Source organism: Pseudomonas fluorescens (assembly GCF_001307275.1).
Lineage (GTDB): Bacteria > Pseudomonadota > Gammaproteobacteria > Pseudomonadales > Pseudomonadaceae > Aquipseudomonas > Aquipseudomonas fluorescens_AA.
In genome coordinates this window covers 2,218,485-2,244,296 of sequence record NZ_CP012831.1, presented here as the reverse complement: position 1 = coordinate 2,244,296, position 25,812 = coordinate 2,218,485, and the positions used below count along the sequence as shown (strand labels likewise).

Below are 25,812 nucleotides of genomic sequence, written 5' to 3'. Positions count from 1 at the left end.
CTACTGTCGCGGGGTGTATCTTAAGACTTGAGTGAATGAAGAGTTTTTATGCTTTGTCAGTTCACTGGATGATTGGGCTACTACCTTGTGAGATTTAGTTGCCGGTATCATTACTCTTAAATGTCAAGCAATTGACATTCGGCTAAAATTTAAATGTCCATGACTTTTTCAGCCGTAGCGAAATTAGTCGTGCAGTTGGCAAGTAGTAATAGCGCGTAGCGTCGCTATTTTTGCTTAGGCGATGATCGAGAAACCAAACAACATGTTTTCTCTGCCAGGCCCAAGGGGTCTCCCGCTGCCAGCGCTCTGCGATTTCAACTTGGATAACCCTCGCTTGCTGCAAATGGCGTTGCCGAGTTGCGTGCGACCCGGTCAACACGCCGGCGAGGAACAGCTCCATATCGAATGGCTTACTCATGTCCACCCCCCAATATAGGCAGCGACCACGTCGATCCGACCGTGCCCAAGCTCGTAGCTGATTTGCCTTCGGGCCTCACGATCAAGGTTTCTATCTACTTGGCAACATTGGCCGCCGTTGATAGGCGTGCGGTGTTGGGTGATTTGCTCATAACGCTCACATGCGTACGCCGTTCGTAGCTCATGGAATCCTTTGAGGTTGTTTGCATGCAGGATGTCCCGCGCAGGGCGAATGATTTCTTGGGGAAAAGGGGACGGATTTATTTCCTAGTATTTCCTCGATCAAAAAATGGGGGGCTGTGCGCAGGAGTGCTAGGTTTGAACACAACATTTCCCCGACCGGTAATGCTTCAGCGCTGAACCGATACCCATCCTAAGGAACCCCGTAATGGACCTACACAACGAGTTCAAAAACAGCAAATTCTTCCACCACGCCCGTATCGATCGACGCGCCGCCGATGCCTTGGTGGGACTGGCCGCGGGGATTACGGCGGATGGTGTCGTGAACACCAACGAAGCGGTTTTCCTAAAGCAATGGTTGGAAAACAACCTCGCCCATTTAAATGACCCGGTGATCAATCTGTTGTATTCGCGTCTGGCGTCCATGCTTCAGGACGATGCTTTGGACCCGGACGAGTCTCTTGAGCTGCTTAACATCCTGCGTAGCTTTTCTGGCGTGGGCATTGAGAGATCGAAGGTCGGCGAAGCTGTTGCCATTGCTCCAACGGACCTTCCCTTCAATTCCCCAGCCCCTGACTTGGTGTGGGATGGCCGAATGTTTGTATTTACAGGCGTCATGGTCTTTGGGCCACGCAAAGATTGCCAGGCATTGGTCGAGGAGCGTGGCGGTTTGATTGGTGGTGGGGTGAGTAAGAAGGTGCATTACCTGGTGGTCGGCAGCGTGGGTAATGAGCAGTGGCGCCACAGTACCTACGGAACGAAGATCATGAAGGCAGTGGAGCTGCGGGAGGCGGGGGCTTCGATTGCCATTGTGGGTGAGGATCACTGGCAAAAGATGCTGTTTGGTTGAGCCGGTCCTGGCCGTTGTTTTGGGAGAAAGATTGTCGGTGGGGTTGATGGCCTCATCGCGAGCAAGCTCGCTCCCACAGGTTTTTCAGGGGGTGGAGGAAAAGTGAACGCCCAGAAACAACAAAGCCCTCGCATTTCTGCGAGGGCTTCGTTTTGTATGGTGCCGGCACCAGGAGTCGAACCCGGGACCTACTGATTACAAGTCAGTTGCTCTACCAACTGAGCTATACCGGCGTGTGGGCGACGATTATAGCGATTGGGTGCGTTCTGTAAACCCCTGAATTCTGACTATTTTTGCGCAGGTCCGGCTTAGGCGCGGTGAAGCAGGTTGCGCAGTTTGTTCAGGGCGCGCCAGGTGCGGCTGTTTTGGATGGCGTGGAGTTGGGCTTCGGCCTGTTCGGCGCGGCGCAGGGCGGCGTTGAGTTGTTGGTCGGTGTCGTCGATGGGGTGGCTGAATTTGTGGCCTTTGCAGAGCTGGAAGCCGTCGAGGTTGCACGGTGGGATGTCGAAGGCGGGTTTGAGGGCCAGGTGTTCTTCGGCGAGGTAGTAGGTGTTGATGCCGTCGAACAGGATGGACTGGTAGCCGGCGTCGGTGACCAGGTGCTCCCAGGTCTGGTTGCGGGCCCATGGGGTTTCGATGAGGATGATCCAGGGGCGCCAGCGGCTGAAGTCCATGCCGCGCAGCACGGTTTCTTCGTGGCCTTCGACGTCGATTTTCAGGAAGTGGATGGGGCGGTCCTGGGCGTATTGTTCGCAGATGGAGGCCAGGGTGCGGGATTGGACGGTCTGGTTGCGCACGTCCATGCCGGCGTCGCGATGCTGTTGGGCGACGCTGGCTTCTACCGTGGACAGGCCCGTGTCAGCGATGGTGTAGAAGGTCAGGCTTTCGGCGTTTTCGCCGGCCACGCATTGCAGGTTGGTGTCGTGGGGGCGTTGCTGACAGAGGGCGTCGTAGTAGGCCGGCACGGGTTCGATGTTGATGCCACGCCAGCCGCGGTCGTAAAACGCTCGGGTGACTGAATCATCTGTCGGATGGTTGGCGCCAACGTCGAGGTAAAAGCCGTTTTCCACCGATTGAAGGGCGCGCCACAGGCGTATGTCTTCGAAGTTTTGTGCGTAGGAAATGAACGTCACGGCCAGTCCTTGAGTGTGTCGGCATTGTGTCAATCACGATACGTGGGGCTGTTGTATAGCACGGGCGCGGCGGACGCAATTATTGGCGCGGGGCAGCACTGAATTCGGCGGTTATGTCGTTTTGCTTAGACGCTTATGCACAACGGGCTGGATGAGACGCAGGGCATCTTGCGATTTTGTGACCGCTTTCGCGTTTCGTCGCAAATGCCTGTTTTCATGGTTTTTTATCCATATGAACAAAAAATGACCAATGCTGATACGGTCAGGAAATCTCGGATTTCTTGGATCCGGGTTTATTTCATCAACAGAGTTATCCACAGGCTGTTTCGCCTCAGTAACGCTCTGCCAGCAACAGCAGATTGCGCGGCGTCAGTGGGGTTTCGCAGAAGGTGCCGAGGCGAACGTCGTAGCCTTTTTGCGTGAGGAAAAGCGCCCGGTCCAGTACCAGCCAAAGCTCCAGCGGCCGTCGAAAAAGACCTCTCAGCAACTCCAGGTTGCGCACCTCGGCCAGGCGCTGATGGCCTGCTGCTTCCAGGGCGACCCAATCAGGCGTGCCGACTGTGGATAAGGCTTTCAAGGCTGCCAGATCGGTGCAGTACTGGGCGAAGGATTTTTCCAGCCATGCGCTGGGGAGTGACGGTGTGGGCAAGTACTCGTTGCACCCTCTGATTTGTCGTTGCAGCAAGTCGAAGCCCAGGCGCCAGGCCATGGAGTGGTCCCGTTGTCTTCTGACGCGTGCGCCAGCGGTGACGGTTTCGGTCAGCGGCAGGCTGAGATCGTCGAGCGACAGCTGTAGGGCAGAGCCCTTGGCGGCGTCGGACAGCGCTTGATAGCGCTCGGTGTTGATGCGGTTGTAACAGCACGGTGCGATAGCCAGTTGTGCACAGCCAACGGCGCTGGCCAGCTGCATCAAGCGCACATGCAGGTCGCCACAGGCGTGCAGGGCTACGGGGGTGTGTTCGGGGTGGAGCGCCTGGGCGGCGTTCGCCGCTAGCACGTCTTGTTGCAGGTGCGTGGCGGGCAGGTGATGGCGCTGGCTCAGTTGTTGGCCGCTGGCGACCAGTGCGGGGTCGTATTCCAGGCAAGTCAGTTGCTGTTCACCGTGCAGCAGACGTCGACCGAGGTGACCTTTGCCGGCACACCAATCGAGCCAGTGGGTCGGTTGGGTGGTGAAGTGCAGTCGGCTGGCGAAGGCTTCGATTTGTTGCCATTTGCGCCCGGGCACGTCGACGTTCAGGCGATGGCTTGGCGCTTCGAGTGTGCTGGCGGGCAATTCTGCGACAGCGCTCAATGTGCGGGAGATAGCGGCCAATTCCGGAAACGGTGCGGGTGCGTCCTCCATCAACCATGGCTGATGATGATCATTTTCCGCCGCTTCCAGTGAACGCTGACGTAGCCATCGGGACAATTCCGGGTGGGACGTTTCCCAAGGGAGCTGCAGGTGGGTGAACGGACGTGGTTTCCACAGCGCCTGGTGCGCTGTGAGAAAAACGTCCAGCGCCGTGAAGCGGGCGAGCAATGCCTCGCCCGTCAGCACGCCGCTGTCAGCGCCCTTGGCAGGCATCGACGCGCAACCAGCGCTCCAGCTGCTTGAAGCCTTGCACCAACAGGAAGGACATCAGCAGGTAGAACATGCCGGCGGCGAAGAAGATTTCCACTGGCAGGTAGGTCCGGGCAATGATGGTGCGGGCCATGCCGGTGAGTTCCAGCAGGGTCACGGTGCTCGCCAGGGCACTGGCCTTGAGCATCAGGATCACTTCGTTGCTGTAGGCCGGCAGGCCGATGCGCGCCGCGCGGGGCAGCATGATGTAGAACAATGCCTTGGGCCGAGACATGCCCAGGGCCCGTGCGGCTTCGATCTCGCCCTTTGGGATGGCCTGGATCGCGCCGCGCAGGATCTCGGCGATGTAGGCGGCGGTGTGCAAGGTCATGGTGACCGTGGCGCACCAGAACGGGTCCCGCAGGTACGGCCACAGCGCGCTGCTGCGCACGGCGTCGAACTGCGCCAGGCCGTAGTAGACCAAAAACAGCTGGACCAACAGCGGCGTGCCACGGAAAAAGAAGATGTAGGCGTAGGGCAATGCCCGCACCTGCCACAGGCGCGAAGAGCGGGCGATGCCCAGCGGAATCGCCAGCAGCAGCCCGGCGATCACGGCGATGGCCACCAGCTCCAGGGTCAGTGTCGCGCCTTGGGCCAGCTTCGGCAGCCACTTGATGATGACGTCCCAGTTCATTGGGTACTCCTGGCAAATCCACGGGCGGCGCGTCGTTCCAGCAGGTGCATGCCGAGCATGGCGAGCACCGTCAGCCCCAGGTACATGAGCGCTGCGACCATATAGAAGGTGAACGGTTGCTTGGACACGGTCACGCCAATCTGTGCGTGGCGCATGATTTCTTCCAGGCCGATCACCGAGACCAGCGCGGTGTCCTTCATCAGGATCATGAACAGGTTACCCAGGCCCGGCAGGGCGATGCGCCACATCTGCGGCATGATCAGTCGGGTGAAGATCCGCCACTTCGACAGGCCCAGGGCGACGCCGGCCTCACGGTGGCCCTTGGGAATTGCCAGGATCGCGCCGCGAAACACTTCCGTGGCGTAGGCGCCAAAGCACAGGCCCAGGGCAATGACACCGGCGGCGAAGGCGTTGAGGGCAAGGTCAGGCATGCCCAGGTACTCGCCCAGCGCACGCATCAGGTTGACGGTACCGAAGTAGATCAACAGCACCCAGAGCAATTCCGGAATGCCACGAACCAGTGTCGAGTAAGTGCCGCCAAGCCATTGCAATGGCTTGTACGGCGAGGTCTTGGCCAAGGCGCCGAGCAGGCCGAGCACCAGCCCCAGGCACAGGGCCGAGAGTGCCAGTTTGACGGTCATCAGTGCGCCAGCGGCGAGCGCCGGGCCGAATCCGTGGAGATCGATCATCATGGGTGTGTGTTCATATCGCGGCAGGCTTTGCTAAGGGCCGGCGCTGCGGTGTGGCAGCGTCGGCCGGGTACGTCAGCATCAATAGATGTTGAACGGAAAGTACTTGTCGTTGATTTTCTTGTAGGTGCCGTCGGCGACAATTTCCTTGAGTGCGGCGTTCAGTTTGTTGCGCAATTCGTTGTCGCCCTTGCGCACGGCGATGCCGATCTTGTCGCTTTCCACCACCGGGTCGCCCTTGAATTCGTAGGCGCGGCCGGCCTCGGTTTTCAGCCAGTCATAGTTGACGTATTTGTCCGCCAGGATCGCATCGACGCGGCCAGAGGTCAGGTCCAGATAAGCGTTTTCCTGCGTGTCGTAGAGCTTGGTGGTGATGTCGCTACCCAGTTCGTCTTCCAGCCAGGTGCCGGCCAGGGTCGCCCGTTGTGCGCCGATGACCTTGCCTTTGAGCGAGTCCTTATCGGTCTTGAACTCGGCGCTTTTCGGCGCGATGAACTGCAGTTTGTTGGAGTAGTACGGGTCGGTGAAGTCCACCGCCTGCTTGCGTTCCTCGGTGATCGACAGCGAGGAAATCAGGAAGTCGAATTTCTTGGCGTTCAGGGCCGGGATGATGCCGTCCCAATCGGAGGTGACGACTTCGCACTCGACTTTCATCTTGGCGCACAGGGCGTCGCCGATGTCTTTATCGAACCCCACGACCTGGCCGCTGGCGTCCTTGTTGTTGAACGGTGGATAGGCCGCTTCGATGCCCATCTTCAGTTTATCGGCCGCCATGGCGTTGGCCGAGAAGACCAGGCTGACGGCTGCTGCCAGGAGGAATTTCTTGTAGGTCTGCATCTGTACTGCTCCGTTAGCGGTTGCTGGACATGAATTGTTTGCAGCGCGCCGAAAGCGGGTTTTCGAAGACCTGCTGTGGCGATCCTTGCTCCTCGACCAGGCCTTGATGAAGGAACACGACTTCGCTGGAAACCTGACGGGCGAAGCCCATTTCATGGGTGACCAGCAGCATGGTGCGTCCTTCTTCGGCCAGGGCGCGGATCACACTAAGTACTTCCTGGACCATTTCCGGGTCAAGAGCGGAGGTGGGTTCGTCGAACAGAATCACCTTGGGCTGCATTGCCAGGGTGCGGGCGATGGCGGCGCGTTGCTGCTGGCCGCCCGACAGTTCGGCCGGGTAGGCGTGGCGCTTGTCGGCGATGCCGACCTTGGCCAGCAGTGCTTCGGCTACTTCGACGGCTTCGGCCTTGCTCTGGCCGAGCACCCGGCGCGGGGCTTCGATGATGTTATCGAGCACGCTCATGTGCGGCCAAAGGTTAAAGTTCTGAAACACAAAACCGATCTCGCTGCGCAGGCGGTTGATCTGTTTGCCGTCGGCGGCCACCAGTTCACCGTTTTTCGCGGCCTTGAGCTTGAGCTCTTCGCCGGCCACCAGGATCTGGCCCTGGTTGGGGTTCTCCAGCAGGTTGATGCAGCGCAGAAACGTGGACTTGCCGGACCCGGAGGATCCGAGGATCGAGATCACATCGCCGTCGCGGGCGGTCAGCGAGACGCCCTTGAGCACCTCCAGCTGTCCGTAGCGTTTGTGCAGGTTGCGGATTTCAAGCGCGGGCGTGGCCTGGGCCATGTGCGGTCCTCATGGTGTGTGCTCCCTTGCTGTTGGCTGCCTTCCTTGGCGAGGCGGCCAAGCTAGCATGCGTCCGAATGACAGCCAACAGCGCTTCGGCTGGTAAACCGGGGATGTGTGGCAGGTTGTCGCATCGGCACAGCAGTCTGTCGCGCCATCAACAACCGAACGGCCGTTTGAACCCTGTCTACCGGTGAAAAGCCCGGGGAGTCGCGTGAAAAAAGGCGCGATGGTGCCAGCTTTGGGCGGGGGTTGGAAGGGATAACCGGATGAGCGTGTCGCGATCAAAAGTTTGTTGGGTTACTCGGGAGCATCCTCGAGATCCCACAGTATTTTGAGAACCTCTTTGAAGCTGGCTCGTGCAATTTCGAAATCCGCCTGTACTTCAGGGCTGTGAAGCCAACGCTCCGCTGCTTCCTGATCGATATCGTCAGCCCACCTTCTATAAGCAATCAGGGTATTTTCGACCAGATTTTGGGCTGCCGTGGCTTCGTTTTCGGCATTTTCACGATTCAGAAGCTCGGGCTGTTCATTCGTCATCACAAGGATTAATCCGAGCATCCTGACCATCATATCAATACGCCCCGACTCTTCTTCGGCGTCTTGCATCTCATAGAATAGCGACAAGAAGTCTCTTGGGCGCTCTGCGAATTCGTCCTGCAGGGCATCCAGGAAGTACGGATCTTCGTACTCGGGAAGATCAAACGCGACGGCAGCAGGCTTTGTACGACTGACGCGTAGTTGCTTGGCTTTCGTTTTTGCACGCTTGGCGCGTTTTTGTTGTTTGTTCGCGGAGGCCATGGGTGTGGTTCCGTCATTTTGTTGAAAAAAGTAGTCGTGAAATCTGTGGGAGCGAGCTTGCTCGCGATGGCGGTAGAGAAGCCAACAAAGATGAGGGGGGACGGCCTCATCGCGAGCTACTTCCACAGGAGCCTCGATGGAGCGGTTTTTTAACTTCAAACCCCGAAGTTATAACCCTGGCGTCGTCGCTGTGGTCCAGTCCTCGATGCGCAGGCCCGGGACTCTTTCAAATTCCCTTCGATTGTTAGTCACTACGATCAGCCCGCGAGAACGGGCATGGCCTGCGATCATTTGGTCGTAGGGACCGATCGGCTTGCCAATTTTTGCCAACTCGGCTCGGATCATTCCGGTATGCGCTGCGCCTTCATAATCAAAAGGTAAAACTTCAAGCCGGGCACAGAACCCTTCTATGACCGCAAGATTTTTCTCAGGGGCAGAGGATTTTTCCGCGCCATAAATAAGCTCCATCAGCGTCACGGCGCTAATAGAAAGCTGGCCGTGATGAAGGTTGAAAGCTTCTCTGACTGCCTGCGGTTTGTTCTTGATAGTAAATATACAAATGTTGGTATCTAGCATGAACTTGATCATTAGAAGGGCTCGCGCTCCTGATCGGCAGGCTGTTCACGCTCTGCCATAAAATCTGCTGTTACGGAGTCTCCATCGAACCAGCTATCCCACGCTTCGCCGGCTGGTGTGATGACGCGTGCTCTTCCTATGGCAATCACGTCTACACGCTTTACATCGTTTGGCATCGCAACTGCTTTGGGTAGCCGGACGGCCTGGCTGCGATTGCTCATGAAAAGGGTGGTTTGTTCCATGTGCAGTCCCTCTAGGAAATTCAAACTGAAGCATAGAATCATGCAGGGATATGTCAATGGGATATACGGCGCTGCGATGAATGGTTTCTTATTCCATTCATCGCCAATAGATCTAAACCTTGCCGCATAATCAAAATCAAAAGAGAACTTATGAGCTGTTTCCAGTATCTGGAGTCCTCGCCATGAAGCATAACCATTACTTTTTGCTGCCCTTCCTTCTGTTCGGCGCGCTGTTGTTCCCCATCATGCTCAACGCCACGAACCTGGCCCCGGTAGACAGTGCCGGCGTGCAGGTCCAGCCACAGCAACAGAACGGCATTACCTATCTGTCCGGCGGTATCGGCGAAGACGAAGCCCGGGCCATCGGGCAGGCCCATGGCTACAACCTGCACATGACGTTCGCAATCGGCCCGGAAAACAAATACGTCCCGGATGTGGACGTGACCGTGCAGAGCGCGTCGGGACAAACATTGTTGACGCTCAGCGATGCGGGGCCGCTGGTTTATGTGCAATTGCCGCCGGGCAAGTACAACGTGGTGGCGACGCGCAACGGGGAGGCGCGACGCGACACTGCTGAGGTAGGCAACGGTGCCGCGCGCAACCTGGTGTTTCATTGGAACGGTGATGAATAGCCGAGCGGCTTATTCGCTGGTGGGTTCTTCCTGGGTCTGGCGATAACGGTCCAGCGCTTCGCTGAAGTCCTTGATGAACTCCGGTGTGCTGAGCCAGCGCTGGGCGGTCTCGCGGTCCATGTCATCGACCCACATGCGGTAGTCCACCAGCATGTCGGCGGCCAGGTTGGTCGCCGCCATGCCTTCGTTTTCAGCGTTCTTCAGGTCGAGCAGGCCTGGGCGTTCGATGATCATCACGCTCAGGGACGTAAGCAGCGTATCGAGCATTTCACTGCGGCTGACGGCCTCGGCTTCGCGCAGCTTGGCGAACAGTTCCAGCACGTAGACCGGTGGCTGGGCGGTGGCGTGGGCCGGATCGCCATACATCGGGATCGATTTGCGCCCGGTCATGCGGATTTGCTTGGCTTTGTCTTTGGCGCGCTTGGCGCGTTTTTGCTGTTTGTTCAGTGAGGCCATTGGGCTTCGGTTTCCAATTCGTTAGGGGGCGGTGCCCGGCTCAGTCGATTCTCGGCACGGTAAAGCGGAATTCGCTGCCCTGGCCTGGCTGGCTTTCGGCATGCAGTTTACCGCCATGGGCCTGGACAATCCCCTTGGAAATGTACAACCCCAGCCCGGTGCCGTTTGGGTTGCCCTCCTTGCTCGTCCAGTAGCGCTCGAAAACATGAGGCAACTGCTCTGGCGTAATCCCTTCACCGGTGTCGCGGACGCTGAACACGATCTCGTTCCCGACCGACATCGCACTGATGCCCACGGAGCCTTGCTGCGGCGTGAACTTGATGGCGTTGCCGATCAGGTTGGACAGCACCTGGAACAGCCGCTCGGGGTCGGCATTGATCCTCAGGTTCGGTTCGGCATTGAAGGAGATGTCGATGGCCTTGGCAGCCGCCAGCGGCGTCAGTAGCGAGCAGGCGTCTTCGAAGATCTGGCTGACGTCCATCGGCTGGGGATTGATGGTGTAGCGCCCGGCGTCGATGCGCGAGGTATCGAGCAGGTCCTCCAGCAGGGCATTCATGCGGCTGGTAGCCTGTTGCATGGTGTCGATGGCTGAGGCGATACGCTTGGAGCTGTGGGAACCGTCGGAGCTGAAGGCCTTTTGCATCATGCCGCAGAGCATGGAAATGACCGTCATCGGGCTGCGCAGGTCATGAGACACCACGGCCACCAGTTCATCGCGGGCCTGCACGGCCAGGCGCTCCTTGTGCACCTGGCGGGCCAGGTCGTTTTCCAAGGCCGAGCGCCGCAAGTCGTTGGCGGCGAACAGATCGCCATGGCTCCATTTGGTACTGATACCGGCCATTTCGACTTTCCAGATCTCGAAAGACGTCCGGGGCCGCAGGCGCAGACCGGTCTCGCTGTTTTCCAGGTCCAGGGGTTTTTGTGGGTCGCCGCTCCATTGGAGGGTTTGCTTGACCTCGGGGCGGAACCACAGCACGCCGTTTTCCACAGGCTTGGGCAAGTGGATCGCCAGCACGCCGCTCGCCACGTCCTGATACGCCTGGGCCGCAGGGAACACACTGCTCAGGTTGTGGTGAGAGAACACCGGCTTGCCGGTTTCCAGGATCCATTTGTGCAGCTCGCGGATCTGCTCTGGTTCCGGGCACTGGCCATGGCGGTGCAGTTTGTTGTCCTCGAGAATCGCGACGCCACTGGCGCCGGTCAACTCCATGAGGCGTTGCGGCTCTTGGGACAGGCCATCGAAGACGTTGTCGCTGGACTCGGCCATGACCGCGGCGAGGACCTTGAGGTCTTCCAGCTTGGCGTCCCGTTGCCGAGTCAGCTCCAGGGCTTGCATGGCGCTGATCTGCAATGACAGCACCTGGCCGATGGTCTGGCAGGCCATGCGCATTTCATGGGGCACCAGCAGCGGCTGGCGATTGCCGCAACTGATCAGCCCCCACAAGCGTTCGCCCTCCATCAACGAGATGCTCATGGACGACAGTACGCCCATGTTTTTCATGTACTGGCGGTGGATCGGCGAGACGCTGCGCAGCGTGGCAAAACTCAGGTCCAGGGGCGCCTGGGTATCGGGCCGCAATTGCGGAACCAGCGGCACTGGCGTGTAGTCGGCGTTGGGGATGATCCGCAGCCAGTTGATGCGATACAGCTCTCGAGCCTGTTCGGGAATATCCGACGCCGGGAAAAACAGGCCCTTGTAGAGCTCCATCGACGGCGCGCTGGCCTCGGCAATCACTTGGCCGTGGCCTTCTTCCTCGAAGCGATAGATCAGCACCCGGTCGTAACCGGTCATGGCCTGGATTTCCCGCACGCTGATTTCGTACAGGGCCTGGAGGGTTTTCGCACTTTGCAGGCGTTGCAGCATGCGGCCCATGTTGGCCTCGCCGCTGACCCCTTCGGGGCGATAGTCGCTCAGGTGCTGTTCCAATTCGACGATCAGGGCGCCCTGATGGCGATGCACCAAGGCATCAAAACGCTGCTGGTTCACCACAATGGCCACGGGCACGTTGTCGCTTTCCGGGGCGGCGCGACAGGCGATGAGGATCGCCTCGGCCTGTTCCAGCCCCAGCAGGGCGTCGAGTGTCTGGCCCAGCAGCCTGTGGGGATCCTGCGCCATCAATTGCAACACGTTGGCGCTGACCTGACGGATTACGAAATCGGGCTCGGACAGCATCAGTAACACGCCATGAGGCTGGATGGTCCCGGGAAAGCGAATCGGTTCGTCTGCGCAATTGGCCAGCAGTTCTTCGAAGGCTTCCTGGTTTTCCGTGTTCATAACAATACCTTTTGGCTGTCCAGCCAGTGTTCAAAATGGGAGAACGTCGCCTTGGCGGCGCGTGTGACTTCGAACACCTGGGCCTGGCCAAGGTTCCTGTCGTCCAGGTATTGGAGGAAATCCTTCCAGCGTCGGCCACTGAGTTCGCCATACACATTGAGGAAGGCCGCTCCGCTAGAGGCGTCAAGCCCCAGCTTCTCGGCCACCCTGCGCCGCAGGATCTGCCCCCCGAGCGTTGCACCTTCCAGCACATAGGACACGCCGAGTGCGGCGGCACGGGAGTCGATCAGCGGCAACGCCTGGCAGGTGGGCAGCGCTTCGATAGTAGCTGCTTCCAGACCCAGTGCCGTGAGATCCGCCCGCAGCACCGGAAGTTTGATCCGTAGGGATTGGTCCAGCCCGGTCGGCGTCAATGCAAGTACATGAAGACGTTGTTCCAACGGTTGATAGAAACCGTAGTAGGCCGCCATCAGGCGCCGATACAGATCGAAGTCCAGCTGTTCGGAGAAAAACGGCAGGCGTTTTTCCAGGGCGACGTGCAGTTCAGCGGTTTCGCTCCGCAATGCCTGGATCAGAGAAGGGTAGGGAGCGGCCGATGACATGCAGGATAGAGTTCTTTGACTGGAGCGTTGCTGAAAGAAACGTATAAATCTTACATGGGTTTTTGGGTATGCAGTCATCGGGTGTCGGCCCTCATTTCCTCAAGTCGCTGCGCCTGCTTGCTGCTCGCCGAGTCGCGCTCGTTCGCGATTCCGCTCATTGCACAGCTCTTCTTCCGAGGGGAGCACCAGCTTGTATTGACTGGCGAACAATTGCTCATTGCCCTGCAATACGGAGTAACGCACCACCGATTCGTCTTTCTGGGCGCACAGAATGATGCCGACGGTGGGTTTGTCATCCGGGCCGCGCTTGAGGTCGTCGTAGAGGCGCACATACATGTCCATCTGCCCGATGTCCTGATGGCTCAGCTCGCCGAGTTCGTTGATCAAGGGGGTGAGCTGAGGGGCATCTTGGGGCAGCAGTGGCGTCATCGCAGTGTCCAACCATTGAGAGGGGCGGACTGCAAGGATGCATCAAGCGATGTTTCGATGATGCCGGACGGGGCTGATTGCTTGGGAGGAAAAATAGTGGATTGACGCAGGACGGGTATGACGCCGTCCCATGTTGGTTGACCTTGGTTTGTAGGAGCTATCCCCGCAGGGCGTCATCCATCGTGGCCCCGGTCTGATAGTCAGTCCTGGCCTTGCGTCAGCGCCTGGGAGGCAGCCACATAATCGGCCTGGAATTGCTTGCTTTCCACCCAGTCCAGCGCGGTCTGCTCATCCACGCCCGTGGTCAGACGGCGGTATTCGATCAATGCGGTAATGATGAAATCGGTCGCTTCTTCCTCACCTTCCTGTTCCAGCACCAGCGCCAGCAGGGGATGGGCCAGGAACGCTTCGCACAGCGCCTTCTGGCTGACCTTTTCGGCGGCACTCATGATTTGGAACAGTTCCGTCAGGTCCACGGTTTCCAGATCGATGCGCTCGTCGTTCGGGTCCAGGAAATCGTTCGGCGCAGCAGCACGCCGAGTGCGGTTCTGCTTGGCTTTCGCCTTGGCGCGCTGGCTGCGCTTGTGCTGTTTGTTCGCCGATGACATGGTCGGATTCCTGATGGATAAGGCCATCTATCCTACAGCCTCAACGCCGACGCTTCGAATCTCAATCCACGACGAAGAGCGTAGCCCCCGATGAAGTGGAGGATCGATGGGGCTCGGCCTGGTCGGCCACCTGATAGCTCATGCCGGGCTTGAGCAAGAATTGCCGACCGTCTTCGAGTTCAGTATTGAGCTCGCCCTTGAGGCAAAACAGGATGTGGCCCTTGGTGCACCAATGGTCGGCCAGATACCCGGCGGTGTATTCCACCATCCGGACCCGAATATTCCCGAATTGCCGCGTGCGCCAATAGGCGGTTCCGGTGACGCCTCTGTGCTCGGTGGGTTCGATGGTTGACCAGTCGGTAGTACCGAAGGGGATGCCGGTGATGTCCATGTCGACTCGCTTGCCAGAGGGGAGCGGACGAATGTAGCTGAGTCGACAAGGCGGAGGAAGGAAATCCCGGGCAATAAAAAACCCCGATCAATTGCTTGATCGGGGTTTTCGGTATTTGGTGCCCAGAGACGGAATCGAACCGCCGACACGGGGATTTTCAATCCCCTGCTCTACCGACTGAGCTATCTGGGCAACGGGGCGCATTAAACGGGTTTTTCAGGGGGGCGTCAAGCAAGTTTTCAAAAAATATTTAACTATTACCGTCGCTTACGATCCGCCCCCACGCTGAACAGCTTATTCGGATGGCGGTACGTAGCCTTCGGCCTTGGCGTAATCTTCGCCGGAAAAGTACTTGTCCATCTCGCCCTGAAGGTATTTGCGATCTTCGGCGTTCATCATGTTCAGGCGTTTTTCATTGATCAGCAGGGTCTGGTGTTTCTGCCAGTCGGCCCAGGCCTTGGCCGAAACATTGTCGTAGATGTCCTGGCCCTTGGCACCCGGGAACGGTGCACGTTCCAGGCCTTCCAGTTGTTCTTTGTACTTGCGGCACATGATGGTGCGGGTCATTGCAACTCTCCTGCGTTCATTACGGCGGCCGCGCGTTCGAGCAAGGTTTTGACCGGGGCGGCAAGGCCCAGGCGCGGCGGGGTGGCGAGGTTATACCAGAGCCAGTCGGCCTCGGCCACGTGATGGCCGGTTTCCCGGACCCGGACCAGCCAGGGTTCGATCGCCAACTGGAAGTGGCTGAAGGTGTGCACCAGGCCTGGCATTTCGTGTTGGCTGCCCAGTTCCAGCGAGTGTTGCAGGGCCAGGTGTTGCAGGTCGTCGAGGTCGTCGAGTTCCGGCAGGCTCCACAGCCCGCCCCATAGTCCGGTGGAAGGGCGACGGTAAAGCAGGATCGCGCCCTCGTGGTTGGCCAGCATCGGCATCAAAGTGCGCTTTTTGGGCACCTCTTTACGGGGCTTGGGAATCGGGTAGCGGGTTTCCAGGCCCAGCATGTGGGCCTCGCAGCCCTGTTTCAGTGGGCAGAGCAGGCAACTGGGCTTGCTGCGGGTACAGAGTGTCGCGCCCAGGTCCATCATCGCCTGGGTGTAGGCGTTGACCCGGTCTTGCGGCGTGAAGCGCTCGGCGGTGGCCCACAGCTGTTTCGCCACCTTGGGTTCGCCCGGGTAGCCTTCCTGGGCGGTGAAGCGCGCCAGCACCCGCTTGACGTTGCCATCGAGGATCGGTGCTCGCAGGCCCATGCTGATGCTGGCGATGGCACCGGCGGTGGACAGGCCGATCCCCGGCAACTCGGTGAGCTTTTCCACGTCCCGGGGGAATTCGCCGCCGTACTGCTCGACGACGATTTTCGCGGTTTTCTGCAAGTTGCGCGCACGGGTGTAGTAACCCAGCCCGGTCCACAGGTGCAGCACTTCGTCCTCCGGCGCGGCGGCCAGGGCTTGAACGGTGGGCAGCGAAGCCATGAACCGGTCGAAGTAATTGAGCACGGTACTGACCTGGGTCTGCTGCAACATGATTTCCGAGACCCACACCCGATAAGGGGTGATGTCTTGCTGCCAGGGCAAATCGTGGCGCCCGTGGCGGTCGAACCAGTCCAGTACCGCGGAGGAAAACTGCTCGGCTCTCATCGCTTGAACAGCCCCTTGAGCGCGTCTTTCAGCTCGGGACTGACCTTGTCGCCGAGCTTCTCCTCGATCTTGTCGCCGAGGCGGTCGCCGGCCAGTTTCGCCGCGACCTTGCCCAGCCCGTCGTTGTCCAGGCGGCAGGCCTTCGCCCCCAGCTCCAGTGGGCCGCGGCAGCGCAACGGCCATTCGACGTCGACGTAGCGTTCGTTGACCTGGCAGGCCGGGTCGGGCATGTCGCTCTTGTCGCCTTCGACGATGACGCCGACGCGGTAATCCATGCCCAGCACCCGCAGGTCGATATCGCCGTTGCCGTTGACGGTCATGCCGGGGATGCGGACTTTCAGGTCCGGGTTGTGGGCAACGCCGTTGTTGAAAGTGAGATTGCCGTTGAGTTGCTGGAACGGCGTGTCCTTGCCCCGGGGTTCGCCGCTGAGGGACTTGCGATTGAGGGTGGCGATGCCTTTGCACAATTGCTGTTCGAGGTTGGCATTGAGCAGCACGCCATCGTTGATGACGAACCCGGCGTTGCCGTTGAGGCTGTCGATCAGGGCCTTCTGGCTATTACCGGTGGCGGTGATCGCACTGTTGACGGTGACCAGGCCTTTGACCGGCGGATTCTTGCCCTGGCTTTCGATGATCTTCTCGGCAGGGACCCGGTTGATACGGGTTTGCAGGCTCAACAGTGGAGTCGGTTGGCGCACATCCAGGGTGCCCTTGGTTTCGAAGTTGCCGCTGTACAGATCGCCCCGCAGGTTCTCCAGGGTCAGCAGGCCGCCCAGGCCGGTGGCCTTGAGCGCGGCGTTCTGGATCGGCAGTTTATCCAGGGTCAGTTGCCCGAAGGTCAGGTCGGCATCGAGGTCCAACTTGCTCAGGCGTTCTACCGGAAACAGCCGATCGTTGCTCCAGGCGCCCTGGGTCGGCGCGCTTGGCAGCGGTGAGTTGCCGACACCGGCCATGGCGCTGGCTTCGGTGTTGCTGACCTCGGCCTCACGGGCCGCCTTGGAGCTGTCGGCGTCGGCGGATTTTGGCGGCAGGTAGCGGTCGACATTGAACGTGTCGGCCTTGAGCTGCACGCGCAGGGCCTGCTTGGCAAAATCTTCCACGGCGATACGACCGCTGAAGGTGCTGTCGTCGAGCTTCAGGTTGATGTCGTTGAGTTCGACGCTGGTCGGCGTGCCGGCAATGCGGCTGGCCAGCTCGACTTTGCTCAGGCTGCCTTCGGCCATGGCCGGAAGTGTCTGGCCGACGCTGTCGACGAATTTAGCCAGATCGAACTGGGCGATCGACACCCCGCCATTCAATTGCGGAGTCTTGTCGAGGTCGTTGACCTTCAGTTCACCCAGGGCACGCAGTTGGTTGAGCGAAAGCTTGATGCCGGTCCATTCGGCGACGTTTGCCGCCTTGTCCAGGAACAGCTGGCCTTGGGCGGCGAAATTCAGGGTCTTGCCCTGCAAGGGGTCGCCGGTGGCTTCGCCGGACAGTTTCAGGTCTTCGAACTTGTAGCGTTGCAGGGCACGCTCGAAGCGCAGCTCACCCGTCACTTCGGTGCGTACGCGTACGGCCGGCTGGTTGCTGGACAGGAAAGCGGTCAGGGTGACCGGGATGTTGGTGGAGTCGTGGACCGGGCCGGTGCTCAGTTGGATGCTCTCGGCGGTGTACAGCTTGCCAGTCTGCTCGTCGGTGTATTCGACCCGGGCGTTGTTCACGGTCAGGCTGTCGATGTCCAGGCGGGTCGGCTGGGCAGGTTTTTCTGCCGGGGTGTTGGCGGGTGGGGCCGGTTGCTCGGCTGGCGCCGGGGTGTTCGCCGTTGTCGCCGAGGCTGGTGCCTTGCCGATGTCTTCCCAGTTACCGTGACCGTTCTTGTCGCGGTTGAGCCGCAGGTTCAGGCCCTCGACGCGCACATCGCTCATCTGCACTTCCCGGCGCAGCAGCGGGATCACCCGGACCGAAAGGCCGAGCATCTGCAGGTCGGCGAAAGGTTGGGTCGGATTGGCCAGGGTCGCGACGCTGGCATCGTGCAATTCCAGACCCAGCCAAGGGAACAGGCTCCAGCCGATATCGCCATTGAGGGTCAGCTCGATGTGGGCCTTGTCGCGGGCTATCTGGCGGATCTCTTCTTTGTAGTCGTTGGGATCGAACAGGTGGGTCAGGGCAAAGCCCAGGGCCACGATGATCAGCAACAGCCCGAGAAGTACCAGACCCAGGATTTTGCCGAACGCTTTCATGGGCGAATCCTTGTAGGTTGAGTTCAAAATTTAGCCGGGAGTATAACGCTGTGGATTGGTGGTGGTGCGTTAGGTGCTCGTTATAAGCCCCGTCCGCAGATCCAGTGTGGGAGCGCGCTTGGCCGCCCATGCCTGGCATCGCGAAACGGTTCGAACAGCCAGTCCGGGGCATCCTGGTAGATTTCCCGCAGGTCCTGTTGGCCCTGACAGTTGGCGTCGGTAATGAGCTAGACAACGACGAGCATGAAAATTCCTGAAAAAATAAACCGTTAGCCCCCTACAGAAAGCGAGCGAGCGTGCGATAAGACAGATGGCACGAAAAAGGTGATATCACTTTGGTTTTTCTGCCACGAGCAAATGGTAACCTTTGCCCGTTCGTCCGTCCTTCTGCGACTTGATGTCGCACACTATGGAGCTTCACCAGAAAATACAGCCATGCCTGCGTGCAATGAAGGCTGAGGGTGACGCGTGGCTGACGGACCATTCCAATAACTGGGGGATACACAATGAGCACGAGCATCACGGCGGGCGGCGTCGCCGACCAGCCTGCGTTCCTCTCCAAGGAACGCATCATCGCCAAGCCCGGTTTCAACCGGTGGCTGGTTCCACCGGCCGCATTGGCCATTCACCTGTGCATCGGCATGGCCTATGGCTTTTCGGTGTTCTGGCTGCCACTGTCCAAGGCCTTGGGTGTCACCAAGCCTGTGGCCTGTGCACCGGATATGAGCTTCATCTCGCAAGTCTTTTCGTCCCAATGTGACTGGCCGATCTCGATGCTCGGCTGGATCTACACCCTGTTCTTCATCTTCCTGGGTTGCTCGGCAGCCATCTGGGGTGGCTGGCTGGAACACGCCGGGCCACGCAAGGCCGGCGTTGTATCGGCCTTGTGCTGGTGCGGTGGCCTGCTGATTTCCGCGTTGGGTATCTATACCCATCAGATCTGGCTGATGTGGGTCGGTTCCGGGGTGATCGGTGGTATCGGCTTGGGCCTGGGCTATATCTCCCCGGTGTCGACCCTGATCAAGTGGTTCCCGGACAAGCGCGGCATGGCGACCGGCATGGCGATCATGGGCTTCGGCGGTGGTGCGATGGTCGGTGCTCCACTGGCCGCGGCGCTGATGAACCATTTCGCTTCGCCAACGGGCGTGGGCGTATGGCAGAGCTTCCTGGTCATGGCCGCGATCTACTTCGTGTTCATGATCGGTGGCGCCTTGTCGTACCGCGTACCGCCGACCGGCTGGAAGCCTGAGGGCTGGACCCCGGCACCGAAGAAAGCCGCGAACGCGATGATCACCCATCGCCACGTTCACGTGAATGTTGCCTGGAAAACCCCGCAGTTCCGTCTGGTCTGGTTGGTGCTGTGCCTGAACGTATCGGCCGGTATCGGCATCCTGGGCATGGCTTCGCCACTGTTGCAGGAAGTGTTCGGTGGCAAGCTGCTCGGCAACGACCTGCCGTTCGGTCAACTGGACGCTACACAACTGGGCCAGATCGCGGCCATCGCGGCCGGCTTCACCGGTCTGTTGAGCCTGTTCAACATCGGCGGCCGGTTCTTCTGGGCCTCCTTCTCGGATTACCTGGGTCGTAAAAACACCTATTTCGTGTTCTTCGCCCTGGGCTTTGCCCTGTACGCGCTGATCCCGAACCTGGGTCACCTGGGCAGCGTCGCGCTGTTCGTGGCGGCGTTCTGCATCATCCTGTCGATGTACGGCGGCGGTTTCGCCACCGTGCCGGCCTACCTGGCGGACCTGTTCGGTACGCAAATGGTCGGTGCGATCCACGGTCGCCTGCTGACCGCCTGGGCTGCGGCGGGCGTGCTGGGTCCGGTGCTGGTGAACTACCTGCGTGAATATCAACTGAGCATCGGCGTTGAACGCGCCGCGGCCTATGACATCACCTTGTACATCCTCGCCGGCCTGCTGGTGCTGGGCTTCCTCTGCAACCTGATGGTCCGTCCGGTCGCCGACAAGTACTTCATGACCGACGCCGAACTGGCCGCCGAACAAGCGCTGGGTCATGACAAAGGCGCCGACAGCAGCACGTCGCTGGAGTGGAAAGCCGCGCCGGGCACCAAGCCCCTGGCGATCGCCGCCTGGCTGGTGGTGGGCATTCCGTTGGCGTGGGGTGTGTGGGTGACCCTGCAGAAGACGGCGGTGTTGTTCCGCTAAGACCGTTGCCCTGACCAACAGGACAGGGCAATCCTTGTGGGAGCGAGCTTGCTCGCGATGAGGGTATGTCAGTCGACATCATGGTCGGCTGACCCACCGCCATCGCGAGCAAGCTCGCTCCCACAGTCGTTTTGGGTGATGGCAAAGACTTGTATGGACATGTCTATCACCGACAGCCCGGGGTTCAGCCCGTCAGTGATGTCACCTCTTGTGTTTCTGTTTGCCGCTCGCGCCCCTATAATGGCTGCCTTTTTCGCCCAATGATTTTGCGGAGCTGGTGATGGCCGAACGTAAGGCGTCTGTCGAGCGCGACACTCTGGAAACCCAGATCAAAGCCTCGATCAACCTGGATGGCACCGGAAAGGCCCGGTTTGATATCGGTGTACCTTTTCTTGAGCACATGCTGGACCAGATCGCCCGTCACGGGCTGATCGACCTGGACATCGTCAGCAAGGGCGACCTGCATATCGACGACCACCATACGGTGGAAGACGTGGGTATCACTCTGGGCCAGGCCTTTACCAAAGCCATCGGCGACAAGAAGGGCATCCGTCGCTACGGCCATGCCTACGTGCCGCTCGATGAAGCGCTGTCGCGGGTGGTCATCGACTTCTCCGGCCGCCCGGGCCTGCAGATGCACGTGCCGTATACCCGTGCCACCGTCGGCGGCTTCGACGTCGACCTGTTCCAGGAATTCTTCCAGGGCTTTGTCAACCACGCCAACGTGACCCTGCACATCGACAACCTGCGCGGGCACAACACCCACCACCAGATCGAAACCGTGTTCAAGGCTTTCGGCCGCGCGCTGCGCATGGCCGTGGAGCTCGATGACCGCATGGCCGGCCAGATGCCTTCCACCAAGGGCGTCCTGTAATGCAGACGGTCGCGGTTATCGACTACGGCATGGGTAACCTGCACTCGGTGGCCAAGGCCCTCGAGCACGTGGGCGCCGGCAAGGTGCTGATCACCAGCGATGCCGACGTGATTCGCGAAGCCGACCGGGTGGTGTTCCCCGGCGTCGGCGCGATTCGTGATTGCATGGCCGAGATTCGTCGGCTGGGCTTCGACAAGCTGGTGCACGAAGTCAGCCAGGACCGTCCGTTCCTCGGCATCTGCGTGGGCATGCAGGCCTTGCTCGACCGCAGCGAAGAGAACGATGGTGTCGATTGCATCTCGCTGTTCCCGGGCCAGGTGAAGTTCTTTGGCAAGGGCCTGCACGAAGACGGCGAGCACTTGAAGGTCCCGCACATGGGCTGGAACGAAGTGAAGCAGACGGTGGATCACCCGCTGTGGCACAACATTCCGGACCTGGCGCGCTTCTACTTCGTGCACAGCTACTACATCGCCGCCGGCAATGCGCGGCAGGTGGTGGGCAGCGGTCACTATGGCGTCGATTTCGCCGCGGCCCTGGCCGATGGTTCGCGCTTCGCCGTGCAGTTCCACCCGGAGAAGAGCCATACCCATGGCCTGCAATTGCTGCAGAACTTCGCGGCGTGGGACGGGCGCTGGTAATGGCCCGCAAGAAACCGCCGATCCTCACCCTCACGCCCGAGCAGGAGAGTGAAGCGAACCGCAAGATCCAGCGGTTCATGGAGGAGCGTTTCGAACTGGACCTGGGTTCGTTCGAAGCGGCGGAAATTCTTGACCTGTTTACCCGCGAAATTGCTCCGCACTATTACAACAGGGCGATTTTCGATGTGCAGACGCACCTTAAAGAAAGGTTCGAAAGCATTGAAAGCGACTTGTGGGCGCTCGAGAAAAACTGATTTTCGAGCCAAGCTGAATATTCGTATTTGAAGGTTTGCCAGATGCTGATTATCCCCGCTATCGATCTCAAGGACGGCGCTTGCGTACGTCTGCGCCAGGGCCGCATGGAAGACTCCACGGTGTTTTCCGATGACCCGGTGAGCATGGCCGCCAAGTGGGTGGAGGGCGGCTGCCGTCGCCTGCATCTGGTCGACCTCAATGGCGCCTTCGAAGGGCAGCCGGTCAATGGCGAGGTGGTCACGGCCATTGCCAAGCGCTACCCGAACCTGCCGATCCAGATCGGCGGCGGCATTCGCTCGCTGGAAACCATCGAGCACTACGTCAAGGCTGGCGTGAGCTACGTGATCATCGGCACCAAGGCGGTGAAGGAGCCTGAGTTCGTTGCCGAAGCGTGCCGCGCGTTCCCGGGCAAGGTCATCGTTGGCCTCGACGCCAAGGACGGTTTTGTCGCCACCGATGGTTGGGCTGAAGTCAGCACCGTACAGGTGATCGACCTGGCCAAGCGTTTCGAAGCCGACGGCGTGTCTGCCATCGTCTACACCGACATCGCCAAAGACGGCATGATGCAGGGCTGCAATGTTCCGTTCACCGCCGCCCTGGCTGCCGCCACCAAGATTCCGGTGATCGCCTCCGGTGGCATCCACAACCTGGGTGACATCAAGGCACTGCTCGACGCCAAGGCGCCGGGCATCATCGGTGCGATCACCGGTCGCGCGATCTACGAAGGCACCCTGGACGTCGCCGAGGCCCAGGCCTTCTGCGATTCCTACAAAGGCTGAGGACTCACCATGGCGCTGGCCAAACGCATCATCCCTTGCCTGGACGTGGACAACGGCCGGGTGGTCAAGGGCGTGAAGTTCGAGAACATCCGTGACGCCGGCGACCCGGTGGAAATCGCCCGTCGCTACGACGAACAGGGTGCGGACGAGATCACCTTCCTCGACATCACGGCCAGCGTCGATGGCCGCGATACCACGCTGCATACCGTCGAGCGCATGGCCAGCCAGGTGTTCATCCCGCTGACCGTGGGCGGTGGCGTGCGCACCGTGCAAGACATCCGCAACCTGCTCAATGCCGGAGCGGACAAAGTGTCGATCAACACTGCGGCGGTGTTCAACCCGGAATTCGTCGGGGAAGCGGCCCAGCACTTCGGCTCGCAGTGCATCGTCGTGGCCATCGATGCCAAGAAAGTTTCCGGCCCGGGCGAAACCCCGCGTTGGGAAATCTTCACCCACGGCGGTCGCAAGCCCACGGGCCTGGACGCCGTCGAGTGGGCGAAGAAGATGGAAGGCCTGGGCGCCGGTGAAATCCTGTTGACCAGCATGGACCAGGACGGCATGAAAAACGGTTTCGACCTGGGTGTCACCCGCGCCATCAGCGATGCCCTGGGCATTCCGGTGATCGCGTCCGGCGGCGTCGGCAACCTGCAACACCTGGCCGACGGCATCCTGGAAGGCCACGCCAGTGCAGTGCTGGCGGCGAGCATTTTCCACTTTGGCGAATACACCGTGCCGGAAGCCAAGGCCTACATGGCTCATCGCGGTATCTGCATTCGCTGACTGCTGGACACCATGGCGGGCCCAAGGCACTCTTGGGCACACCATGGATTGCGGTAGCCCGACATGCTCAAACGCCTCGTTCTTGCCTTTGCCGGTGCCACGTTGCTGCTCGCAGGCACTGTCCGCGCCGCTGATACATCGCTGGTGTTGCTGACGGAAAACTTCCCCCCGTACAACATGGCCAAGAACGGCAAGAACTTCGCCCAGGACGAGAACATCCATGGCATTGCCGTGGACATCGTCCGCGAGATATTCAAGCGCGCCGATATCTCCTACAGCCTGACGCTACGTTTCCCCTGGGAGCGCATCTACAAACTCGCCCTGGAAAATCCGGGTTACGGTGTGTTTGTCATGGCGCGGTTGCCGGAGCGTGAGAAGCTTTTCAAATGGGTCGGCCCCATCGGTCCGGACGACTGGATCATGCTCGCCAAGGCCGACAGCAAGATCGCTCTCGACTCGCTGGAGCAGGCGCGTCAATACAAGATCGGTGCCTACAAGGGCGACGCAATTGCCGAGACGTTGGCCAAGCAGGGACTCAAGCCGATTGTCGTGTTGCGCGATCAGGACAACGCCAGGAAGCTGGTCAACGGCCAGATCGACCTGTGGGCCACCGGGGATCCGGCCGGGCGTTACCTGGCGCGCCAGGAAGGGGTGACCGATCTCAAGACCGTGCTGCGCTTCAACAGTGCCGAGTTGTACCTGGCCTTGAACAAGGACGTACCCGACGACGTGGTCGCCCGGCTTCAGGCGGCCTTGGATGAGCTCCGCAAGGAAGGGGGGGTGGACGCGATCATGGCGCGGTATCTCTGATAGCTGGAACAAACCTGTGGGAGCGAGCCTGCTCGCGAAAGCGGTGGGTCAGCTTGCCGGGATGTTGAATGTGCCGCCGTCATCGCGAGTTCAGGCTCGCTCCCACAGGGATCTGCTGTGAACGCCAATCTTGTGCCCGATGCAAAACCACAGTGGGAGCGAGCTTGCTCGCGATAGCGGTGGGTCAGCTTGCCGGGATGTTGCATGTGCCGCCGTCATCGCGAGCAGGCTCGCTCCCACAGGGGATCTGCTGTGAACGCCAATCTTGTGGCCGATGCAAAACCACTGTGGGAGCGAGCTTGCTCGCGAAAGCGGTGGGTCAGCTTGTAGAGATGTTGAATGTGCCGCCGTCATCGCGAGTTCAGGCTCGCTCCCACAGGGATCTGCTGTGAACGCCAATCTTGTGCCCAAGGCAAAACCACAGTGGGAGCGAGCTTGCTCGCGATAGCGGTGGGTCAGCTTGCCGGGATGTTGCATGTGCCGCCGTCATCGCGAGCAGGCTCGCTCCCACAGGGGATCTGCTGTGAACGCCAATCTTGTGCCTGATGCAAAACCACAGTGGGAGCGAGCTTGCTCGCGATAGCGGTGGGTCAGCTTGCCGGGATGTTGCATGTGCCGCCGTCATCGCGAGCAGGCTCGCTCCCACAGGGGATCTGCTGTGAACGCCAATCTTGTGCCTGATGCAAAACCACTGTGGGAGCGAGCTTGCTCGCGATGGCGGCGACGCGGTCGCCGCTACCGATAAACCCCATCCTTCCCATGCCCAGTCATCGCCCGATTGCTGCGCAGGCTGATCATCGACTTGATGTCGATCCATTCGATGCCCTGGGCCTTGAGCTTGGGTAGCTCGCGTTCGAGTACCGCCAGGGTCTGCGGATAGGGATGGCCGATCATCACAGCCGAGCCTTGCCGGCGGGCCAGGTCGATGGCGGTTTGCAGCTGTTGGGCGATGGCGGTTTCGGTGCGCTCGTCGTCCAGGAACACATCCCGCGACACACTGGCGAGGCCGATCTTTTGCGCTTCGGCGGCGGCGACGGTCTGGGCGCTGGTGCGGCTGTCGACGAAAAACTTGTGGCGCTGCTGCAAGTTCGCCATCAGCCACGCCATGGCCTTGGGCTGGGCGGTCATGCGGCTGCCCATGTGGTTGTTGATCCCGCTGGTGTAGGGCACGGCGGCGAACGCGGCGTCGAGGCGCTTGCCCAGTTCTTCGATGGACAGTTCCGGATGCCAGGCGAACGGCCCGGTGGCCGGGTCCATGGGCATATGCAGCATGACCAGCTTGCCGGCGCGATGGGCTTCGCGGGCGAATTCGGCGGCGTGGGGTGTGTCGGGCATGATCGCGGCGGTGACCGGCCCGGGAAGGGCGAGCACCCGACGGTCCCGGGGCAGGTTTTGCCCCAGGTCGTCGATGATCAGGCTCAGGTACGCCTTGTGCGGCGAAGAGGGCGTGGCGGGCGCCGCGTTAACGGCCCCCGCCAGCAGGCACAGCAGGACGAAGGTGAAACGCAGGCCCATC

28 protein-coding genes, 2 tRNA genes and 2 pseudogenes are annotated in these 25,812 nt (G+C 60.1%); 9 read left to right on the top strand and 23 right to left on the bottom strand.

All coding sequences use genetic code 11. The features are described 5' to 3' along the window. Positions 1-142: 142 nt before the first annotated feature. Entirely contained in the window at positions 143-418 is a 276-nt protein-coding gene (locus AO356_RS30790; protein WP_081015339.1) for a hypothetical protein, read from the bottom strand. After that, a pseudogene (locus AO356_RS33020) lies at positions 415-666 on the bottom strand (integrase); the annotation flags it as partial. The pseudogene AO356_RS33020 and the gene AO356_RS30790, both read right to left, overlap by 4 nt. 139 nt (positions 667-805) lie before the next feature. Here AO356_RS33020 and AO356_RS09945 point away from each other — a divergent pair. Then, positions 806-1,447, top strand: coding sequence for a BRCT domain-containing protein (locus AO356_RS09945; protein WP_060739632.1), 642 nt, complete (start codon positions 806-808; stop codon positions 1,445-1,447). Positions 1,448-1,604: 157 nt separating this feature from the next. On the opposite strand, the gene AO356_RS09940 is transcribed toward AO356_RS09945, so the two are convergent. The 10 genes from AO356_RS09940 to vapB all read right to left on the bottom strand — a co-directional run bounded on the left by AO356_RS09940 (position 1,605) and on the right by vapB (position 8,746). Next, positions 1,605-1,680, bottom strand: a tRNA-Thr gene (locus AO356_RS09940). Positions 1,681-1,755: 75 nt separating this feature from the next. Further along, positions 1,756-2,580, bottom strand: coding sequence for an FkbM family methyltransferase (locus tag AO356_RS09935; RefSeq protein WP_060739631.1), 825 nt, complete (start codon positions 2,578-2,580; stop codon positions 1,756-1,758). 331 nt (positions 2,581-2,911) lie between these two features. Then, positions 2,912-4,144, bottom strand: coding sequence for a methyltransferase (locus tag AO356_RS09930; RefSeq protein WP_060739630.1), 1,233 nt, complete (start codon positions 4,142-4,144; stop codon positions 2,912-2,914). Next, positions 4,125-4,814 (bottom strand): ABC transporter permease, encoded by a 690-nt coding sequence (locus tag AO356_RS09925; RefSeq protein WP_060739629.1) that lies wholly within the window; start codon positions 4,812-4,814, stop codon positions 4,125-4,127. Before AO356_RS09925 ends, AO356_RS09930 begins: the two co-directional genes overlap by 20 nt. Continuing rightward, positions 4,811-5,506 (bottom strand): ABC transporter permease, encoded by a 696-nt coding sequence (locus AO356_RS09920; RefSeq protein WP_060739628.1) that lies wholly within the window; start codon positions 5,504-5,506, stop codon positions 4,811-4,813. The genes AO356_RS09925 and AO356_RS09920 overlap by 4 nt, the downstream gene beginning before the upstream one ends. A gap of 78 nt (positions 5,507-5,584) precedes the next feature. Continuing rightward, positions 5,585-6,340: an ABC transporter substrate-binding protein gene (locus tag AO356_RS09915; protein ID WP_060739627.1), complete on the bottom strand. Its 756-nt coding sequence runs from the start codon at positions 6,338-6,340 to the stop codon at positions 5,585-5,587. A 13-nt stretch (positions 6,341-6,353) separates the two neighbouring features. Next, positions 6,354-7,127, bottom strand: a complete 774-nt coding sequence (locus tag AO356_RS09910) for an ABC transporter ATP-binding protein (RefSeq protein WP_014336086.1) — start codon at positions 7,125-7,127, stop codon at positions 6,354-6,356. A gap of 300 nt (positions 7,128-7,427) precedes the next feature. Next, positions 7,428-7,928, bottom strand: coding sequence for a hypothetical protein (locus AO356_RS09905; RefSeq protein WP_060739626.1), 501 nt, complete (start codon positions 7,926-7,928; stop codon positions 7,428-7,430). A 168-nt stretch (positions 7,929-8,096) separates the two neighbouring features. After that, on the bottom strand, positions 8,097-8,516 hold the full coding sequence (gene vapC / locus AO356_RS09900) for a type II toxin-antitoxin system tRNA(fMet)-specific endonuclease VapC (protein ID WP_060739625.1): 420 nt from the start codon (positions 8,514-8,516) through the stop codon (positions 8,097-8,099). Beyond that, on the bottom strand, positions 8,516-8,746 hold the full coding sequence (vapB, locus tag AO356_RS09895; RefSeq protein WP_060743091.1) for a type II toxin-antitoxin system VapB family antitoxin: 231 nt from the start codon (positions 8,744-8,746) through the stop codon (positions 8,516-8,518). The genes vapC and vapB overlap by 1 nt, the downstream gene beginning before the upstream one ends. 182 nt (positions 8,747-8,928) lie before the next feature. On the opposite strand from vapB, the gene AO356_RS09890 reads away from it, so the two are divergent. Continuing rightward, positions 8,929-9,378 (top strand): hypothetical protein, encoded by a 450-nt coding sequence (locus AO356_RS09890; RefSeq protein WP_060739624.1) that lies wholly within the window; start codon positions 8,929-8,931, stop codon positions 9,376-9,378. A 9-nt stretch (positions 9,379-9,387) separates the two neighbouring features. Here AO356_RS09890 and AO356_RS09885 read toward each other — a convergent pair whose 3' ends face one another. From AO356_RS09885 to AO356_RS09840, 10 genes and pseudogenes are all read right to left on the bottom strand, one after another. Continuing rightward, positions 9,388-9,834, bottom strand: a complete 447-nt coding sequence (locus AO356_RS09885) for a hypothetical protein (RefSeq protein ID WP_060739623.1) — start codon at positions 9,832-9,834, stop codon at positions 9,388-9,390. Between the two features lie 40 nt (positions 9,835-9,874). Beyond that, a complete protein-coding gene (locus AO356_RS09880; RefSeq protein ID WP_060739622.1) occupies positions 9,875-12,109 on the bottom strand; it encodes an ATP-binding protein in 2,235 nt (744 codons plus the stop codon). Next, positions 12,106-12,711, bottom strand: a complete 606-nt coding sequence (locus AO356_RS09875; RefSeq protein WP_060739621.1) for a biliverdin-producing heme oxygenase — start codon at positions 12,709-12,711, stop codon at positions 12,106-12,108. The genes AO356_RS09880 and AO356_RS09875 overlap by 4 nt, the downstream gene beginning before the upstream one ends. A 99-nt stretch (positions 12,712-12,810) precedes the next feature. Further along, a pseudogene (locus AO356_RS09870) lies at positions 12,811-13,083 on the bottom strand (PDDEXK nuclease domain-containing protein); the annotation flags it as partial. A gap of 257 nt (positions 13,084-13,340) precedes the next feature. Beyond that, a complete protein-coding gene (locus AO356_RS09865; protein WP_060739619.1) occupies positions 13,341-13,748 on the bottom strand; it encodes a hypothetical protein in 408 nt (135 codons plus the stop codon). Positions 13,749-13,809: 61 nt separating this feature from the next. Beyond that, positions 13,810-14,139, bottom strand: coding sequence for a DHCW motif cupin fold protein (locus AO356_RS09860; RefSeq protein WP_060739618.1), 330 nt, complete (start codon positions 14,137-14,139; stop codon positions 13,810-13,812). Positions 14,140-14,255: 116 nt separating this feature from the next. Further along, positions 14,256-14,331: transfer RNA gene (locus AO356_RS09855), tRNA-Phe, on the bottom strand. 102 nt (positions 14,332-14,433) lie between these two features. After that, positions 14,434-14,706 carry an oxidative damage protection protein gene (locus AO356_RS09850; RefSeq protein ID WP_060739617.1) on the bottom strand — a complete coding sequence of 91 codons (273 nt, stop codon included), beginning with the start codon at positions 14,704-14,706 and terminating at the stop codon, positions 14,434-14,436. Further along, a complete protein-coding gene (gene mutY / locus AO356_RS09845) occupies positions 14,703-15,770 on the bottom strand; it encodes an A/G-specific adenine glycosylase (protein ID WP_060739616.1) in 1,068 nt (355 codons plus the stop codon). The genes AO356_RS09850 and mutY overlap by 4 nt, the downstream gene beginning before the upstream one ends. Further along, entirely contained in the window at positions 15,767-17,992 is a 2,226-nt protein-coding gene (locus AO356_RS09840) for an AsmA family protein (protein ID WP_060739615.1), read from the bottom strand. The genes mutY and AO356_RS09840 overlap by 4 nt, the downstream gene beginning before the upstream one ends. A 506-nt stretch (positions 17,993-18,498) precedes the next feature. Here AO356_RS09840 and AO356_RS09835 point away from each other — a divergent pair. The 7 genes from AO356_RS09835 (at position 18,499) to AO356_RS09805 (ending at position 24,296) form a co-directional block, all read left to right on the top strand. Further along, complete coding sequence (locus tag AO356_RS09835) at positions 18,499-20,160, top strand: OFA family MFS transporter (RefSeq protein WP_060739614.1); 1,662 nt, start codon at positions 18,499-18,501, stop codon at positions 20,158-20,160. Between the two features lie 280 nt (positions 20,161-20,440). Then, positions 20,441-21,034, top strand: coding sequence for an imidazoleglycerol-phosphate dehydratase HisB (gene hisB / locus AO356_RS09830; RefSeq protein ID WP_003186751.1), 594 nt, complete (start codon positions 20,441-20,443; stop codon positions 21,032-21,034). Beyond that, positions 21,034-21,672: an imidazole glycerol phosphate synthase subunit HisH gene (hisH, locus tag AO356_RS09825; RefSeq protein WP_024619262.1), complete on the top strand. Its 639-nt coding sequence runs from the start codon at positions 21,034-21,036 to the stop codon at positions 21,670-21,672. The genes hisB and hisH overlap by 1 nt, the downstream gene beginning before the upstream one ends. Then, positions 21,672-21,926, top strand: a complete 255-nt coding sequence (locus AO356_RS09820) for a DUF2164 domain-containing protein (protein ID WP_003186749.1) — start codon at positions 21,672-21,674, stop codon at positions 21,924-21,926. The genes hisH and AO356_RS09820 overlap by 1 nt, the downstream gene beginning before the upstream one ends. A gap of 42 nt (positions 21,927-21,968) precedes the next feature. Further along, the gene (gene hisA, locus AO356_RS09815; RefSeq protein WP_060739613.1) at positions 21,969-22,706 is read left to right on the top strand and encodes a 1-(5-phosphoribosyl)-5-[(5-phosphoribosylamino)methylideneamino]imidazole-4-carboxamide isomerase; all 738 of its coding nucleotides are present in this window, start codon (positions 21,969-21,971) and stop codon (positions 22,704-22,706) included. Between the two features lie 9 nt (positions 22,707-22,715). Beyond that, positions 22,716-23,486 (top strand): imidazole glycerol phosphate synthase subunit HisF, encoded by a 771-nt coding sequence (hisF, locus tag AO356_RS09810; protein ID WP_003196830.1) that lies wholly within the window; start codon positions 22,716-22,718, stop codon positions 23,484-23,486. Between the two features lie 63 nt (positions 23,487-23,549). Next, on the top strand, positions 23,550-24,296 hold the full coding sequence (locus AO356_RS09805) for a substrate-binding periplasmic protein (RefSeq protein WP_060739612.1): 747 nt from the start codon (positions 23,550-23,552) through the stop codon (positions 24,294-24,296). 735 nt (positions 24,297-25,031) lie between these two features. Here AO356_RS09805 and AO356_RS09800 read toward each other — a convergent pair. After that, positions 25,032-25,811, bottom strand: coding sequence for a divergent polysaccharide deacetylase family protein (locus AO356_RS09800; RefSeq protein WP_060739611.1), 780 nt, complete (start codon positions 25,809-25,811; stop codon positions 25,032-25,034). Position 25,812: the final 1 nt, after the last annotated feature.

Coding starts and splice junctions, on each gene's coding strand:
- AO356_RS30790 (WP_081015339.1), bottom strand. CDS start 418: ATGAGTAAGCCATTCGATATGGAGCTGTTCCTCGCCGGCGTGTTGACC.
- AO356_RS09945 (WP_060739632.1), top strand. CDS start 806: ATGGACCTACACAACGAGTTCAAAAACAGCAAATTCTTCCACCACGCC.
- AO356_RS09930 (WP_060739630.1), bottom strand. CDS start 4,144: ATGCCTGCCAAGGGCGCTGACAGCGGCGTGCTGACGGGCGAGGCATTG.
- AO356_RS09925 (WP_060739629.1), bottom strand. CDS start 4,814: ATGAACTGGGACGTCATCATCAAGTGGCTGCCGAAGCTGGCCCAAGGC.
- AO356_RS09920 (WP_060739628.1), bottom strand. CDS start 5,506: ATGATGATCGATCTCCACGGATTCGGCCCGGCGCTCGCCGCTGGCGCA.
- AO356_RS09915 (WP_060739627.1), bottom strand. CDS start 6,340: ATGCAGACCTACAAGAAATTCCTCCTGGCAGCAGCCGTCAGCCTGGTC.
- AO356_RS09910 (WP_014336086.1), bottom strand. CDS start 7,127: ATGGCCCAGGCCACGCCCGCGCTTGAAATCCGCAACCTGCACAAACGC.
- AO356_RS09905 (WP_060739626.1), bottom strand. CDS start 7,928: ATGGCCTCCGCGAACAAACAACAAAAACGCGCCAAGCGTGCAAAAACG.
- vapC (WP_060739625.1), bottom strand. CDS start 8,516: ATGATCAAGTTCATGCTAGATACCAACATTTGTATATTTACTATCAAG.
- vapB (WP_060743091.1), bottom strand. CDS start 8,746: ATGGAACAAACCACCCTTTTCATGAGCAATCGCAGCCAGGCCGTCCGG.
- AO356_RS09890 (WP_060739624.1), top strand. CDS start 8,929: ATGAAGCATAACCATTACTTTTTGCTGCCCTTCCTTCTGTTCGGCGCG.
- AO356_RS09885 (WP_060739623.1), bottom strand. CDS start 9,834: ATGGCCTCACTGAACAAACAGCAAAAACGCGCCAAGCGCGCCAAAGAC.
- AO356_RS09880 (WP_060739622.1), bottom strand. CDS start 12,109: ATGAACACGGAAAACCAGGAAGCCTTCGAAGAACTGCTGGCCAATTGC.
- AO356_RS09875 (WP_060739621.1), bottom strand. CDS start 12,711: ATGTCATCGGCCGCTCCCTACCCTTCTCTGATCCAGGCATTGCGGAGC.
- AO356_RS09865 (WP_060739619.1), bottom strand. CDS start 13,748: ATGTCATCGGCGAACAAACAGCACAAGCGCAGCCAGCGCGCCAAGGCG.
- AO356_RS09860 (WP_060739618.1), bottom strand. CDS start 14,139: ATGGACATCACCGGCATCCCCTTCGGTACTACCGACTGGTCAACCATC.
- AO356_RS09850 (WP_060739617.1), bottom strand. CDS start 14,706: ATGACCCGCACCATCATGTGCCGCAAGTACAAAGAACAACTGGAAGGC.
- mutY (WP_060739616.1), bottom strand. CDS start 15,770: ATGAGAGCCGAGCAGTTTTCCTCCGCGGTACTGGACTGGTTCGACCGC.
- AO356_RS09840 (WP_060739615.1), bottom strand. CDS start 17,992: ATGAAAGCGTTCGGCAAAATCCTGGGTCTGGTACTTCTCGGGCTGTTG.
- AO356_RS09835 (WP_060739614.1), top strand. CDS start 18,499: ATGAGCACGAGCATCACGGCGGGCGGCGTCGCCGACCAGCCTGCGTTC.
- hisB (WP_003186751.1), top strand. CDS start 20,441: ATGGCCGAACGTAAGGCGTCTGTCGAGCGCGACACTCTGGAAACCCAG.
- hisH (WP_024619262.1), top strand. CDS start 21,034: ATGCAGACGGTCGCGGTTATCGACTACGGCATGGGTAACCTGCACTCG.
- AO356_RS09820 (WP_003186749.1), top strand. CDS start 21,672: ATGGCCCGCAAGAAACCGCCGATCCTCACCCTCACGCCCGAGCAGGAG.
- hisA (WP_060739613.1), top strand. CDS start 21,969: ATGCTGATTATCCCCGCTATCGATCTCAAGGACGGCGCTTGCGTACGT.
- hisF (WP_003196830.1), top strand. CDS start 22,716: ATGGCGCTGGCCAAACGCATCATCCCTTGCCTGGACGTGGACAACGGC.
- AO356_RS09805 (WP_060739612.1), top strand. CDS start 23,550: ATGCTCAAACGCCTCGTTCTTGCCTTTGCCGGTGCCACGTTGCTGCTC.
- AO356_RS09800 (WP_060739611.1), bottom strand. CDS start 25,811: ATGGGCCTGCGTTTCACCTTCGTCCTGCTGTGCCTGCTGGCGGGGGCC.